At 60.1% G+C, this 14,945-nt stretch carries 14 protein-coding genes and 2 pseudogenes; 8 read left to right on the top strand and 8 right to left on the bottom strand.

Translation table 11 applies throughout. The annotated features are described in order from the left end of the window. Position 1: 1 nt before the first annotated feature. On the bottom strand, positions 2-1,036 hold the full coding sequence (locus OCK02_RS21250) for an aldehyde dehydrogenase family protein (RefSeq protein ID WP_263814782.1): 1,035 nt from the start codon (positions 1,034-1,036) through the stop codon (positions 2-4). Positions 1,037-1,117: 81 nt separating this feature from the next. Here OCK02_RS21250 and OCK02_RS21245 point away from each other — a divergent pair. Beyond that, a pseudogene (locus OCK02_RS21245) lies at positions 1,118-1,482 on the top strand (DDE-type integrase/transposase/recombinase); the annotation flags it as partial. A gap of 2 nt (positions 1,483-1,484) precedes the next feature. On the opposite strand, the pseudogene OCK02_RS26160 reads toward OCK02_RS21245, so the two are convergent. The 5 genes and pseudogenes from OCK02_RS26160 to OCK02_RS21220 all read right to left on the bottom strand — a co-directional run. After that, positions 1,485-1,577 (bottom strand): annotated as a pseudogene (locus OCK02_RS26160) (nucleotidyl transferase AbiEii/AbiGii toxin family protein); the annotation flags it as partial. 44 nt (positions 1,578-1,621) lie between these two features. After that, entirely contained in the window at positions 1,622-2,137 is a 516-nt protein-coding gene (locus OCK02_RS21235) for an RES family NAD+ phosphorylase (protein ID WP_263814740.1), read from the bottom strand. Positions 2,138-2,145: 8 nt separating this feature from the next. Continuing rightward, the gene (locus OCK02_RS21230) at positions 2,146-2,496 is read right to left on the bottom strand and encodes an MbcA/ParS/Xre antitoxin family protein (protein ID WP_263814739.1); all 351 of its coding nucleotides are present in this window, start codon (positions 2,494-2,496) and stop codon (positions 2,146-2,148) included. A 338-nt stretch (positions 2,497-2,834) separates the two neighbouring features. Further along, a complete protein-coding gene (locus OCK02_RS21225; protein WP_263814781.1) occupies positions 2,835-3,893 on the bottom strand; it encodes a GSU2403 family nucleotidyltransferase fold protein in 1,059 nt (352 codons plus the stop codon). 482 nt (positions 3,894-4,375) lie between these two features. Continuing rightward, entirely contained in the window at positions 4,376-5,566 is a 1,191-nt protein-coding gene (locus OCK02_RS21220) for an epoxide hydrolase family protein (RefSeq protein ID WP_263814738.1), read from the bottom strand. A 218-nt stretch (positions 5,567-5,784) separates the two neighbouring features. Here OCK02_RS21220 and OCK02_RS21215 point away from each other — a divergent pair, with 218 nt between their 5' ends. From OCK02_RS21215 to OCK02_RS21195, 5 genes are read left to right on the top strand one after another with little or no spacing between them, the layout of a single operon-like run. Beyond that, complete coding sequence (locus OCK02_RS21215; RefSeq protein WP_263814737.1) at positions 5,785-6,558, top strand: amino acid ABC transporter permease; 774 nt, start codon at positions 5,785-5,787, stop codon at positions 6,556-6,558. After that, on the top strand, positions 6,558-7,229 hold the full coding sequence (locus OCK02_RS21210; protein WP_263814736.1) for an amino acid ABC transporter permease: 672 nt from the start codon (positions 6,558-6,560) through the stop codon (positions 7,227-7,229). The genes OCK02_RS21215 and OCK02_RS21210 overlap by 1 nt, the downstream gene beginning before the upstream one ends. Further along, positions 7,230-7,961, top strand: coding sequence for an amino acid ABC transporter ATP-binding protein (locus OCK02_RS21205; protein ID WP_263814735.1), 732 nt, complete (start codon positions 7,230-7,232; stop codon positions 7,959-7,961). Positions 7,962-7,971: 10 nt separating this feature from the next. Then, a complete protein-coding gene (locus OCK02_RS21200) occupies positions 7,972-8,895 on the top strand; it encodes an isoaspartyl peptidase/L-asparaginase (protein WP_263814734.1) in 924 nt (307 codons plus the stop codon). Positions 8,896-8,914: 19 nt separating this feature from the next. Next, positions 8,915-9,712, top strand: coding sequence for a transporter substrate-binding domain-containing protein (locus OCK02_RS21195; RefSeq protein ID WP_263814733.1), 798 nt, complete (start codon positions 8,915-8,917; stop codon positions 9,710-9,712). Between the two features lie 54 nt (positions 9,713-9,766). On the opposite strand, the gene OCK02_RS21190 is transcribed toward OCK02_RS21195, so the two are convergent. Next, entirely contained in the window at positions 9,767-10,765 is a 999-nt protein-coding gene (locus OCK02_RS21190; RefSeq protein WP_263814732.1) for a LacI family DNA-binding transcriptional regulator, read from the bottom strand. 83 nt (positions 10,766-10,848) lie between these two features. Here OCK02_RS21190 and OCK02_RS21185 point away from each other — a divergent pair, with 83 nt between their 5' ends. Together OCK02_RS21185 and OCK02_RS21180 are read left to right on the top strand one after the other, a co-directional pair. Then, positions 10,849-11,763, top strand: coding sequence for an ROK family protein (locus OCK02_RS21185; RefSeq protein ID WP_263814731.1), 915 nt, complete (start codon positions 10,849-10,851; stop codon positions 11,761-11,763). Then, positions 11,756-12,478, top strand: a complete 723-nt coding sequence (locus OCK02_RS21180) for a copper homeostasis protein CutC (protein ID WP_263814730.1) — start codon at positions 11,756-11,758, stop codon at positions 12,476-12,478. Before OCK02_RS21185 ends, OCK02_RS21180 begins: the two co-directional genes overlap by 8 nt. A 267-nt stretch (positions 12,479-12,745) precedes the next feature. Here the strand turns inward: OCK02_RS21180 and OCK02_RS21175 are convergent, their stop codons facing one another. Continuing rightward, on the bottom strand, positions 12,746-14,902 hold the full coding sequence (locus OCK02_RS21175) for a TonB-dependent receptor plug domain-containing protein (RefSeq protein ID WP_263814729.1): 2,157 nt from the start codon (positions 14,900-14,902) through the stop codon (positions 12,746-12,748). Between the last annotated feature and the right edge of the window lie 43 nt (positions 14,903-14,945).

The raw sequence follows: 14,945 nt of genomic DNA, 5'->3' as shown, positions 1-14,945 counted from the left end.
TTCAAGCGGACACCCGTGGTGTCAAAATCGCGCGCGGCTCCAGCAAGCCATCGAGACCATATGCGCCGATTTCCCGTCCCAATCCCGATTGTTTGAAGCCACCGAACGGCGCGCGCGGATCATGCGGGGCGCCATTGATCACAACCCGGCCGACCACAAGGCGTTGCGCAAACCGCCGCGCGCGGGCTTCATCTGCGGAAAGGACATAGGCCTGCAGACCGTATTCGCTATCGTTTGCGATAGTCGCCGCCTCGTCCTCGTCGTCATAGGACATCAGGCAGAGAACGGGTCCGAATATCTCTTCGCGCGCGATGCGCTGGTCGTTTGTTACATTGGCGAAGATCGTGGGGCGTGCGAACCAGCCCTTGTCGAAACCGGCCGGACGCCCCTCGCCACCGGTCACGATCGACGCGCCTTCTTCAAGGCCAAGGCGGATGTAGGACTGTACGCGGCTCCATTGAGCCTGATTTGCAAGCGGGCCAACGCGCACCGCGGGATCACTGGGATCCCCGACCTTCAGCTTTTCGGCTTCGACTTTCAACCGATCCGCTACTTCACCGAGACGCGAGCGCGGCGCAAGGATGCGCGTTCCTGCAACACAGGCCTGACCACTGTTGGCAAAGCCCGCCATGAGTGCAATGGGAATTGCCTTGTCCAGGTCGGCATCGGGAAGAAGCACCGTCGGCCCTTTGCCTCCGAGTTCGAGGATCACACGCTTCATGCCGTCGATTGCAGCGTGCTGGATGATCTTGGCGGCCTGCGTCGAGCCGGTGAAACTGATGGACGCAACATCGGCGTTTCCGGTCAGCGCAGCACCCACGACCGGACCTGTTCCATTGACGATATTGAAAATCCCGGACGGCAGTGCAGCCGCATGGAGGCGCTCGGCGAACACCTGTGTCTGGATGGCGCTCTGTTCCGCCGGCTTGATCACGATCGTCGAGCCCGAACCGATCGCGTGCGCGAGTTTGGTGGCGATGAAGCCAAAATTGCTGTTCCAAGGCGTGATCGCGGCGATGACGCCGCGCGGCAGCATTCTCACCGTACTGGCTCCCGCGATCCGGTCGAAGTCATATGAATAGCCCCTAGATTTGTAGACGCCTTCTTTCCTAATATTATCAAGGCGCAGATCGCCTACAAACGCCGTCCCGGCATCTATGGCGGCAGGCCCGCCGTCGCTATCGACAACACACTCCACCGGCAATTTGACGTCGCGACTCCGGACAAGGCCTGGGTCACGGACATCACCTACATCCGAACCTGCGAGGGCTTCGCTTAGCTTGCGGTCGTCATCGACCTCTATTCTCGCCGGGTCATCGGCTGGGCGATGCAGAACCGACAGAGGATCAGGGTACGCAGTTCACCAGCATGGACTGGGCCTTGTTCCTCAGGCACCACAATCTGGTTCACTCGATGAGCCGACACGGCAACTGCCATGACAATGCGGTGGCCGAGAGCTTCTTCAATCTTCTGAAGCGGGAGTCCCGAAAGGTCTCCAGCATCGGTTCTGGTTCGGGAATGCCAAAGCCCAAAAGATCGAGATCGCGCGTACCGCGGTGTGGATCGTCAAACCAACTCTCAATTTGCGCAACTTGGGTTGAGGTGAGCGACCAGAACTGGGTCAATCCTGTCTGTTTTGCGACGGGCGCAGGCGTTTCTCGTCGTCTACCAATTTCAATTGGACTGGGCGCTCGGATCCCCAGCGCCACAGCACCAGATTGAGATCGTCCGCTGTGGCGCCCGGCGCGAAGCTGCGCACCAATAATCCGTCATATCCTTCCTCAGACAGTCGGCGCGCGAACGCCTGCGTTTTCGCTTGGCCTGTTGCTTTCATTTCATTGCGCCAAGCCGTGTCGGCCAGCACAGCCGGCTCCATATCGTGCGCCAACAGTAGACCTTCATCGCGACTGTCGAAGACCTGTTCGATATCCGCGTCGTAGGACACAAGCGTCGTCGGCTGCAGATTGCCGACCTGATTGGATTCCCGAACCGCGGTCATTATCGACAGCGACGTATAGATTGCCGGCGTTCCTTTCCGGTTGAAACGGCCACCATGGAGCTCTGCACCACGCCCCGACAGCGGCTCGCGTGCATAGATCGGGTTCAGCGCCCGGTAGAGGGTACCCTGAAACCGCATCGGCCTGATCAGGCGTGAATGCCAGCGTCGACCGCGTCGATATAATCGAGCACATCGTCTGCGCGCCCATTACGGACCAATTGCATCGCGGTCAGGCCCGAAAATCCCGGCAGCGGTTCGGAACGATACCAGGCATAGGCCATCAGTGCCGACCCGAAGCGCGGCTCAACCTTGTTGATAATTTCCGCCACTTCGCGCAGGCGCCGCTGCGTCTTGACTGAGCGGACCCGATCGGAGCGCTGAATCGCATCCTTTCCGAGGCCGGCTGTCCGGGCGATCTCTTCGCTGGTCGTGCGGAGGGCTTGCGCGATCTTGCGCGGAGAGAACAGGCCGTCGTCGGCGTATTGTGCAAGACTCATGATGCAATTCTCCTCTATGCCGCTACTTATGACAGAATATAGCGTCAGAACGATTGTGATTCAATCCGACATGGTCCTACGAAGAGAATGTGGTTCTAAATGGCCGCTCGTCTGAAGGGGCTAGTTGCAGTCACGAATGCGGGAAATGGTTCAATATCCGTGCCGTGTTCGGACCTGCCTCCAGCTGTAAACAGGCTGCCGGAACGCCCAGCTGGTACAGCAAAAAAAGCGCAGACCGCAGCAGGAGCAAGATCAAACGCGAGGAGGAGAAGAAGAGGCTGACACTTCAATCTCCTCCCATATACGAATGAGGCCCGCCTTCTCTAGCGGGCCTATGTTTATCTCTTGAGAATGCCAACCATCCGATGGACGCCGTCCCAATATTCCTTGTGCATGGTTTCGGCTGCCGCCGAGATCGCCAGCCTCCAGGCAGGTCCGCGATCCCATGCCTCTTCCAGGGCATCAGCCAGTAAAGGCCCATGGCCCGTGATCGGCAGGGCGTCGAATAGCACTCCTGCCTGTCTCAGGTCTTTATCCCGTTTGGCTTGGCCGCCAGCGTCATTTTGGCGGCGACCGGCAATGATAAGCTTATGCACTGCATACCTGCAAGGATCAGGGATGACCACCGAGATACCAGCACCATGTAGCAGGATCGAACGAATGGGGTCACGGATCAAAAAATCCATGAATCTTGGCGGCTCGGCCGACGCCCCGCCGAGAGCGGGCATGTTGGCGGGTTTATCCGAATATTCTTCGGCTCCCCTGTTCGTCGTCCTGAATTCGACCCGGTAGCCAGTTTGATTCCGGAAGGCATGAGATCGAGGGCTACCGCTGATGTGCGGAACGGCCCGGAACGTTGGATCAAGCCCTTTCAGGAGATCGAGGATCGGCGGCAGCGAATCCGCGACTTCGGCGGAAATCGCGAAATCCTTGGCTCGATCTGCATCACCTGTTTGGATCGCTGCCGAGGGCAGACGGATGCCGAGATATGCCGAGTAGCATTGGAAAGCGACCGTGCCGATGAGAACACCGCGCAGCCGGAAGAGACCGGCCTTGGCAAGCGCTTGTAAGACATTGCCGGTAAAGCGATCAGCAGCAATCAAACCGGCTTCCCGCGTCAGCGTGGAAACGAACTTTCGGCGGGCCTTATAGTCCGACTTCTCGCCCTTGAACGTTTCGACCCGTTTCGAAATCGAGGGATCGTCGGCAGGCCCAACATACCGGCGCTTCTGCCCACCCTCCCCGTCGGGTTGGTCAAAATACCAATAGCGCCGACCATCGACAGCCACTGGCACGAATCTACCCGAAGGCGGGAAGTCTTCCGCCCAATCGTCATCGAACGCCCGTTGCTGAAGCTCCGCGACCATGGTCCGGAACATGAGATCAATCTGCCTAATCACGGCGGCCTCTATATCGTTTTCACAAATCTAGTATAGAAACCATCGGTAAGCAAGCCGCCGTGGTCGCTCCGACCCTGTCGCACTGCCCCCACCTTGGCGGCCACGAAACGACTACGCCAGGCAAGACCGTATACGCAGTCGAGCGCCAGTGACCATTCCGACGGCATCTCTATATTATTTTCGTAACTCTAGTATAGAAAAATCAATAAAACGGATTGCAGACTTATAGGGGTCAAGTCATCGAGCCTCTAAGAATTCCTCGGGTTAGGAGCGCAGCAAGTCGGCGAGCTTGTCACATCTCATTCCCGGATAGCTCATTGAGCAAGCCGTGCGCCTTGAACCAATTCGAACTCTCGACCCCGCCTAACGCACGACGCCATTCTTTTCGCGCAACTGTGATGCGGTCGTGACGATGCTCGCAGGTCCTTGCAGGCGCGTGAACTCTGCGCGCCTGCGTATGTTTTAAGTGGCCACTTGGATTAGCGCAGTGATCTCATCCCGTCGCGAATTTCCGAGACCATGTATGCCGGCTGTTCCCAAGCTGCGAAATGGCCACCCTTTGGGAGCCGGTTGTAATGGATGAGTTTTGGATATGCTTTTTCCGCCCAGCTCTTCGGAGCTTCATACATCTCGTCCGGAAAGACACTGCAGGCCACGGGGAGCTTGACCCCCTTGCTCGCGAAGAAGGAAAGGCCGGCGACCGTCGTCTCCCAGTAGAGCCGAGCAGCTGAGATCGCTGTGCCCGTGAACCAGAAGAGAGTGATGTTATCAAGAACGTCGTCAGGTGTGAGGCCTTCCTTCACGCCGGCGAACGATCTCGCGATCATGGCGCAGCTCTTCCAGTCATGGTCGATCATGAATGCAGCCAAGCCAACAGGTGAATCCACCAACGCGGTCAAGGTCTGAGGGCGCGTTCCCATCAAGAATGCATAGGCAAACTTGTTCTCGCGAACCTGCTCACACGCTTTCCTTTCTTCGTCCGAGAGACCATCTGGCAACGGATTGCCCGACCAGATTGCCTGATCGACCTCGGGTGGGACGACTTCCGGCATATTGGTGTGAATGCCAATTAATCCGTCGGGCTCCTGAACCGCCATAGCGTTAACGACGATCGCGCCCCAATCGCCACCCTGCGCCACATACCTGGTGTAGCCAAGGCGAGCCATTAGCTCGTTGTATGCGCGCGCAATACGTTCGGGATTCCAACCCGTCGCAATCGGTTTGCCGGAAAATCCGTACCCCGGCATCGACGGAATGACGACGTGAAAAGCGTCAGCCGCGCGTCCACCATGCGCTGTCGGGTCGGTCAGAGGATCGATTAGCTTCATCTGTTCGACAATCGACCCCGGCCACCCGTGCGCAACCAGGATCGGAAGCGCACTGTCATGCCTTGAACGGACGTGAATGAAGTGGATATCGAGGCCGTCGATTTCCGTCATGAAATGCGGATAGGAGTTGATCCTGGACTCGATCTTCCGCCAGTCGTATTGCTCGAGCCAGTACCGGGCCAGCTCCTTGAGCGTATCGAGCCGGACGCCCTGCGTTTCATCACTAACCGTTTCTTTTTCCGGCCATCTTGTCGCTTTTATCCGGCGTTTCAGCTCGGCTATTTCCCCTTCCGGAATATTGACTTGGAACGGGCGAGTTTCATTCCTGCTTTGTTGCGTCATGACTTTTCCCCTTCGTGAAAGAGGCCAGCCAGCTGACTCGGAACATACATGGCGAGCCAAAGAGAAAAATATTCATCTGTTGAGGCGGGAGTGTGACTATCCCGAGCCAAGAGACCGCGGTGGCATCCTCCTAGTCGGTGCTCAAGGCTTGCTGTTCCGAGTGTTTCCCGGCAAGACCCAGCCCCTGGTTCAGGTGATCTATGCAATGGGGGCCGTCGATGCACCAGCGCCACCTGAACCGCGAACCGCTTCGAAATTCCGTTGACAAGATTCCGGACGTTCTTCATTGTGAAACCGGTTTCACTACTGGGACATGCCGCTTGAAGTTCGATCTGTCGATCCTCGCCAAACATGTCCCCTTCCTGCTGGAAGGGGCTTGGTTGACCTTTCAAGCATGCCTGCTTGCCGTCCTCGGTAGCCTTGTGCTCGGTCTGCTGGTCGCAATGGCGCGGACATCGGCTTCGCCGCTGCTCAACAAGGCGTCGGCGGTCTATGTCGACCTCTTCCGCAACATCCCTTTCATCGTGCAGTTGTTCTTTTTCTATTTCGGGCTGCCTGAGATCGGCATCTACATTGATGCTTTCACGACTGGCGTCATCGCCATGTCCATTGCCGGCGGAGCCTTCACCTCGGACGTCATCCGCTCCGGCATCCTGGCGATCGACCCCGGCATCATAGAGGCCGCGCAGGTCAGTGGACTGAAGAAGAGCACAATCTTTCGCAGGATCGTCATGCCCATTGCGCTGCGGACATCGGTTCGGCCGCTGGGCTCCGTCTTCATCAACCTCATCCTCACATCATCGATCCTGTCGACGATCACGCTCAATGAGCTGACCGGGTCGGCCAAGATCGTGGCGTCGCAGACCTTCAGGCCTTTCGAGGTCTACTTCGTGCTGCTCGTCGTCTACGCGACGCTCACCTCGCTGGTCTCCGCAGCAGTCGGCACGCTGCATCGCCGCCTCAATGGTGACCAGGCGAAGGGGGCCGCCTGATGCTTTACGGGGACTTTACGCCTTACGATCTGGTGCTGCTGCTGCGGGGGCTCGGCGTTTCGCTTGCCCTCTTCGTGTCGACCACGCTGCTCGGGCTTGTCATAGGCTTGTTCTGGGCGGTGAGCCACTTCTACAGGGTGCCCGTCCTTGCCCGTCTCGTCGCCTTCATCGCCGAGCTGCTCAAGAACTCGCCGGTGCTGGTACAGCTGTTTCTTGTCTTTTTCGGTTTGCCGGCCTTCCTGAAAATCAATGTGACGCCGACCGAGGCTGCCGTCATCACCCTCTCCGGCAACAGTGCCGCCTTCATTTATGTCATCGCCGTCTCGGCGATCGAATCCGTGGGGCGTGACCAACTTGAGGCGGCCCGCGTCTTCGGCCTCAGCCGCTGGCAGATACTGCGCCGGGTCATCGCCCCCCAGGCCACCGCCTTCGCCATCGGCCCACTGACGGGGCTGCTCGTCAACCAGCTACAGGTCACCTCGCTGATCTCGGTCATCGGCGTGATGGATCTGACCAAGGTCGGTAACATCCTCAACCTGCGCACGCTCAAACCGTTCGTCGTCTGGACCGTCGTCGGCGCGCTCTACTATCTCACCGCCAAACTGGTGGCTTACGTCGGCGGCCGCTTCGAAAAGCAGCTCCGCGCCCATACCAAGTGGAAGGGTCTGTAAATGATCAGCATCACCGGCCTGCGCAAGTCGTTCGATGCCCACACCGTCCTCGACGGGATCGACCTCGAAATCCGTCCGGGCGAGGTCATCTCGGTGCTAGGTTCCTCGGGCTCGGGGAAATCGACGCTCATCCGATGCATCAACGGGCTCGAGAGGATTGATGCCGGCCGGATCACCGTGGATGGCTTCGATGTGTCCAACCCCCGCGAGCTGGCCGAGGCGCGCAAGCGTTCCGGCACGGTGTTCCAGCTGTTTAATCTTTACCCGCATATGACGGCGGTCCAGAATATTGCGCTCGCTCCGGTCGAAGTGCTCAAGGTGTTGCGCAAGGAGGCGGAGGCCGAGGCGCGGCGGCTGCTCCAGCAGGTGGGCCTGTCCGAGCGCGCCGACGCCTATCCGGCGCAGCTTTCGGGCGGCCAGCGCCAGCGCGTCGGCATCTGCAGGGCCCTGGCGATGAAGCCGAGTTATCTCCTGCTCGACGAAGTGACGAGCGCACTCGACCCCGAGATGACGGCCGAGGTCTTGTCAATCCTGGCCGATCTTGCAAAGCAAGGTACGACCATGGTGTTCGTCACCCACGAGATCGCGTTCGCCCGCTCCATCTCCACGCGTATCGCCTTCCTCGACAAGGGGCATTTGATCGCCGACCTGCCGACCGAAGAGTTCTTCTCCGACAAGGGCATGGCGATGCCACGCGTGGCACAGTTCCTTTCCAAGATGCGCAAAGACTGAAAGACGTTAGATGATCCTGCTTGCCAACTCCGAGGCTTGGCCCGGCTTCTCCAAGAGCATTGACCTGTTGAAGGCGGGTCGCCACGGTCTCGACGCTATGGTCGCCGGCATCGGCGAAGTGGAGCGCGAGGTCAAGGTGCGATCCGTCGGCTTTGGCGGCTGGCCCAACATGCTCGGCCGAATGGAGTTCGATGCCGGCGTCATGGACGGCACGACCCGCGAGGTCGGCTCGGTGGGCGCTGTGCCCGATACGCTGCCGGTCTCCGCGCTCGCCCACGAGGTCATGAAGCGCCTGCCGCATGTTATGCTTACAGGCGACGGTGCCCGCCGGTTTGCTACCGAGATCGGCTTTTCCGCCGATGAGACGTTGTACGAAGACAGCAAGCGCGTCTGGTGGGAACGGCTGGAGAAGGAGCTTTCACCAGACGAACTTGCAAAATTCCCCGACATTCCGCTGGCGCCGCTCAGCCGTACGATTACCGATCCCGAGCGCGTCCGCGACACCACTGTCTTCCTATCGATGGACAGCACAGCCGGCATCAACGTGGTCACCTCGACGTCGGGCTGGGCATGGAAATATCCGGGCCGGCTTGGCGACTCGCCCATTCCAGGCGCCGGCTTCTATGCCGACAGCCGCTTTGGCGCTGCCGCCTGCACGCACACCGGCGAGATGACGATGCGTTGCGGCACGGCGCGGACCATCGTGCTCGCCATGCGCCTCGGCCACTCGTTGGAAGACGCAGTTGCGCTGGCGGTCGAGGAATTGCGAGAACTCAAGCAGGGTTTTCTGGCCGGCGTCGTCATCCATGCGCTCGACGCCAAGGGCAACCACAAAGTCGTCAGCCTAAATTGCGAAGAACAGATCCGCTTCTGGTACTGGGACGAAAGCCTGCCGGAACCGGAACACCGCTTCGCCGAACCGATCAAATCCTAACAACCAAAGGAGTGGGAGCATGAAAAATCTCTTTGTGAAACTTGCGGGCCTGGCGCTTGCCATCGGCCTCACGACTGCGGGTCAGGCGCAGGCCGGCAAGATCGACGAGATCCGCGATCGCGGCACGGTCCGCATCGGTGTGTCGCTCGGCGGCGAGCCTATTGGCTTCCGCGACGCTCAGAACAACCCGGTGGGTTATGACGTCGACGTCGCGACCATGATCGCCGAGAAACTCGGAGTGCCCGTCGAGTTTGTCGACGTTTCGGGTGATGCACGCATCTCGATGCTGGTGTCGGGCCAGATCGACATCGCCGTCGCCAATACCTCGGCTACGCTCGAGCGCGCCAAGTCGGTCGACTTCTCAATTCCCTACAACCGCGCCGGTCTGCGTATCGTCGTGCAGAAGGACGCAGGCATTTCGAAGATCGAGGATCTCGCCGGCAAGAAGATCGTGGTTGGCCGCGGCTCGACCGGTGAGACCTTCATCCAGACTGCAGCACCCCAGGCCGAGCTGGTCTACACCGATACCTTCGCGCCGGAAGGCGTTCTGTTGCTACAGCAAAAGCGTGTCGATGCGGCCATCGAGGATTCGTCCCTGCTCGACTACCTCGCCACCAAGAACGAAAATCTCGTGACCCTTCCGGGTCTCTACTCCAACGACCCGATCGGCATCGCGGTCGCCAAGGGCGACGAGAGCTTCGTCCGCTGGATTGACATGTTCGTCTCGGAGTACATTCAGAGCGGCGCCTATCAGAAAAACTACAAGAAGTGGTGGGGCGAGACGGCAAACCCGCCGGTTCTGACCCCCCTCTGGTAAGGAACCAGTCCAATGACGGGCCGGCCGGTACTCCGGCCTGCCCGTTTTCTGCTTTCAGGATGTCGCGCGCGGCACGAAGAAGGTCGGTACATTCACCAGGGACTTGTCGTTGGCAAGTCCGTCCGGGGAGTTGAGGAAGCGCAAAATCTCACCGACATATACCTTCTTGTCATAGCCGATGGACGAGATCGGATAGGCCTCGAAATCGGTCAGCGACAGATTGTCGAAGCCGTAGAGCCTGAAGCGCCGGGGTTGGTTTTGCGAGAATGCATCGCGATGAACGTCCATCACACCCATGGCCATGGCATCGGACGAGCAGAACACTGCATCGACATCTGGCCAGTCGGGCAACTGCGCCATGTGCCGGCCGCTGGCATAGGAGTAGTCGCCGCGGAACTCGGCGACGAGTTCAATGCCGTGACGCTGCATCTCGGTCTTGAAGGCAGCGATGCGGATTTGCTCGACTGGCGAGGACAGGCGGCCGGTAACAAGCGCAGCGGTTGCCACGCCCTTGCTAGCGGCATCGGCCACCGCTTGGGCGATGCCAATGGTTTCATCCGGGACGATTGAGGGCGAGAGCTCGTCATGCATACCGTTGAGCATCAGAACATCGTCGTTCCGGAACATCCGGCGCACCGTTTCCGCGTCGGCGAAGTCGGAGAACACGAGCGCGGCATCCACATGGTAGGCAACACCATTGCGCAGGAACTCCTCGGCGCGCTCTACCGTGCCGACACGCACAATGATGACCTGCTTGCCGATCGATTGGATTTCGCCGATCAGCAGGTCGAACAGATCGAGATCGGAGAAGTCGTGGATATGGTTGACGATGACGGCGATCAGGTTGACCGTCTTGGTGGTCAGGCTGCGGGCCAGGAGATTGGGCTTGAAGCCGAGCTTTTCCGCTGCTTCAAGCACGCGGGCTCGCTTGTCGGCCGAAACCGGACGGCTTTCGCGCGACAGCGCGCGCGAGGCGATGGCACGCGACACCCCGGCAAGCTCGGCCACGTCGGCGATGGTCGGCAAAATGCGTTGTTTGCGCGAACTGTCCATTGCTTCTTTCCCAAGTATCGGTCTGGAAAACCGCCACGTCCGGCCAGATGCCGTGTCGCAGAATCTCATAAAGGGCTGTTTTGATGATTACCTGTTTCGACATTGGCGGTTCAACGATAAAAAGCGCCCGTGCCCGCCCGTGCGGAGAAATCGAGGTCCTTGACCGAGTGACAACGCCGCTCGACGATTTCGACGCCTTCGCCGCCATCATCACCGAACGAGTGACACTTGGTGGTATGACCGCTCAGGGCGTGTCCATTTCGATCACCGGTGTTGTCGATCCTGCTTCCGGCCGTTTAAAGTGCGCCAATATCCCTTGCATTGATGGTCGCAACGTCGCGGCCGATCTCGAGCGCGTCATCGGCCTGCCGGTATGGATCGCCAATGATGCAGACTGCTTCACGCTGGCCGAAGCGACCAGCGGCGCCGGCAAGGGGCACAGCAACGTCTTCGGCCTCATTCTCGGGACCGGCGTCGGCGGCGGACTGGTCATCGGGGGGCGCATCGTGGTCGGCGCCGGCGGCTTTGCCGGTGAGTGGGGGCACGGCAAGGCCCTGCAGACGGTGGTCGGTCAGCCGGCGGTCGAGATACCGCACTTCGCCTGCGGCTGCGGACAGCGTGGTTGTGTCGACACGGTCGGAGGCGCGCGGGGCATCGAAAAGCTGCACCATGTTCTTTGCGGGGAGGTCCTGCCCAGCACGGACATAATCGACAACTGGCGGGAAGGCGAGGCGAAGGCGAGCCGCACGCTCGACATCTACCTCGAACTGGTCAGCGTGCCGCTGGCGCTCACTCTCAACGTCATTGGCTCCTCCATCGTGCCTGTCGGCGGGGGGCTTTCCAACGTGCCAGAGCTCATCACGACACTCGACCAGGAGGTGCGCCGCCGCACCCTGCGCAGCGCCGCCGACCCGCTGTTGGTCAAGGCCGAATTGACCACCGAACCCGGACTGATCGGGGCCGCCACCGTCGGCTTCCAGGAGATCGCGAATGCCTGAGGACATTCTGCTCGAAGTCTGCGTAGACAGTCCCGAAGGACTCGCCGCCGCGATTTCGGGCGGCGCCGATCGCATCGAACTGTGCTCAGCTCTGGAAATCGGGGGCTTGACCCCGTCGCCTGGCCTGATGGCGCTGGCGGCCAGGGTACAGGTCCCGGTCTACGCCATGATCCGGTCGCGGCCGGGTGATTTTGTCTACGGCGAGGAGGACATAGCCGCACTCCTTGGTGACATCGACGCCGTGCACGCCGCCGGACTGGACGGCGTGGTGCTCGGCGCCAACCACATAGACGGCAGCCTAAACCGTGATGTACTCGGGCGTCTCGCCGATCATGCGAAAGGATTGGGCAGGACGCTGCACCGCGCCTTCGACCTCACCGGCCCCGATTTCACCCGGGCCATCGACATTGCCGTCGAGCTCGGCTTTGAGCGCATCCTGAGCTCGGGAGGGCAGGCCACGGTGCTAAGCGGGCTGGATGCTCTTGCGGCCTGTTTCGCCCATGCCGGCGACCGCATCGTGATCATGCCGGGATCCGGCGTGAGTCTTGAGACCCTCGGAGCCATCAAGGCGAGGCTGCCGCTCCGCGAAATCCACTCGTCCTGCTCGACCGTTGCCACCCCCACCGGCACGGCGCTCGAGCTCGGGTTTGTTTCTCCGCGGCCCAAACACACAGACGCCGGCATCGTGAAAGCGATGAAAGTGTCTCTACTTTGAGCTCCCGCTGCGGCAGGACGTCTGTCTTCAATCGGCAGCCCCCTAGCTGCCGCCCGCGTCTTGATGATACCGGCAACGCTGATCAGGAACTCCTGGGTGATGGTCTGGAGCTCATGAAGGCGGTGGCGTTCGAGCTGGCAAATTGCCTATCGGAGCCCGGTGAAAGAAATGAAGAACCAAAAATTGCGTAGCGGCGCCGAACGCCGAGCCAACTGGCTGCTCAAGGACACTCGATGCGCCCGCATGGACGCATCGAGTGTCTCGTCATCAGAATTTCACCTGCGCAGCCAGCTCGATGCTGCGCCCGACACCAGGCAGCTCACCGAAGGTGGGCCGGTATTCCTTGTTCAGGAGATTGTTCAGGTGCATCGAAACCGAGAAGCGCTGATCTTCACCAAAATTGGCACCCGCCGCGAAATTGAGTGTGCCCCAGCCGGGCAGTTCGTCGGTCACGAGGTCGCCGCCCTCGAAGTAGGTCTGCTTGGTGGCGACGGAGCCACGAACGAAGAGATCGGTCCAGAACGGCACGTCCTGCCACTCATCCTCATACTTGACCCCGATTCGCCCCGATAAGGCCGGTGTGTCGGTGTTGTGGGTAGAGAAAGTGGCAAACTCCAGTTCGCGACGGATCCAGGTCCCGCTGACATACGGCGTGATGCCGGTATCGCCGTAGGTGTATTCGGCCAGCAGTTCCATCCCGTACGTCGTCGCCCGGTCGGCATTTACATAGATCGAAGTCGTCGACGACGGCGTTCCAGTGCTCTGGCAAAATTCCGTAACGGATACGCAGCTCGTCGTCGCAATGTAATCTCGCGCCCTCGAGTAGAAGGCCGCGCCGTCGAGTGCCCAACCCGACCCCTCATAGCGAGCACCAACTTCGACGTTGCGCGACAGTTCCGGATCAAGTTCCGGGTTGCCGTAGATCGTCTGTCCACCTGCAGTACTGGTGCTGAAAAGCTGAAGCAGCGTCGGACTGATATAGCCTTCCGAATAGCTCGTGCGCAGCACAAGACTACCGATCGGCTCCCACGTCAGTCCCAACGAGGACAGGAGCCGCGTATCGTTCGTGCCTTTGAAACCGGCGCGCGCGGCAACGGTCGTATCGTCCAGATCCGTGCGGACGTGAATCAGACGGAGACCGGAGGTCAGCCTCAGCTCATCGCTCAGGCTCCACTCGTCCTGGGCGTAAAGGGAATAGTTGTCGATGTGAGCCTCGTCGCGGGACTGAGACGAGGTGGTGATGGGAAACGGCGCAAAGCCCGTCATCGTCGTGGTGGAGCTCTTCTTCGTATCCAGCTTGTCGGAGAGGTATTGCGCGCCGACGATCGTCTGGTGACCTTCCCAAAGATCAAGATCGACCTGCGCATTCGCCCCATAGTCGACGATGCGGTCGTCGGAGGTGGAGGTGACGTCGACAGTGCGCGCAGGACCCACGGCGGTCAGGATATCGTTTTTGAAGAGCCGGTCGATCGTCTGGTAGTAGAGATCGAAGTGGACCCTTCGAACCACCTCGCTGATTTCGTCGCCGTCATAGTACAGACCGATCTTGCGGCGGTCGCGTTGCGGTAGGTCTATCTTGAAATTCTGGATGAGGGGGCTCATATCCACGCCCGGCCAGCTCTCGCTTTCCAGACGGTGCTGTTCTGCTTTGACTGCAATATAGTGGTTGTCCGCTTCCCCGAAGCGGTAGCCGAGATGCGCATACAGATTGTCGTTGGAGAAGGACGTGCCCTCCAGTTCGCCGGTGGACGAATACCGTCCTTCCGGCACAACACGATTGCCGTAGTCGTTCCTCATTCCCGACAGCCGATAGTCCAAACCGTTCGTGCTGCCGGCAACGGCGGTCCAGCCCTGCCACCCTTTCGCACCGGAATTAAAGCTACCGCCCGCTTCGACCTGGACCGGCTTGTCGGCGCCCTTCTTGGTGATGATATTGACGACACCGCCGATCGCCTTGGCGCCGTACAGCACGGATGACGGTCCCTTCAACACCTCGATGCGTTCGACCGTGGCAGGGTCAACCAGGATCGGCGTGCCAAAGGTGCTGTGGTCTGTGATTTCCTGCCCGTCAACGAGGATCGTTACGCGGCGGGAACTTTCGCCGCGGATACGCAGTCGCTTCATGCCCGCGATGGATTCGTCTGCCACCTCGACCCCCGGCACGTCGCGGAGCATCGCCGCGATGCTTTCCGGCGCACGGCGCTCGATTTCCTCGCTGGTAATCACCGCCACAGAACGCGGATTGTCCTTGACAGTCATCTCCGTGCGGGTGCCGATGACCGTGATCGTATCCAGCCAGGTTCCCCCAGCATCCTGTGCCCACGCAGGATCAATGGCTGCTGTCGATACCAGCAACGCCAAGGCCAGCCGCCGCCACACGCCGGCCATCTGCCCCGGCGTCATCTCTGTTGATGTCGTTGTCATAAATGCCTCTATTCTTGGGCGCTGCCCCGCGCCCCTTCATGCG

This window comes from Rhizobium sp. TRM96647, from assembly GCF_025780115.1.
Classification (GTDB): domain Bacteria; phylum Pseudomonadota; class Alphaproteobacteria; order Rhizobiales; family Rhizobiaceae; genus Mycoplana.
The sequence above is the reverse complement of the archived record's forward strand: the minus strand, read 5'-3'. Positions and strand labels throughout refer to the sequence as shown.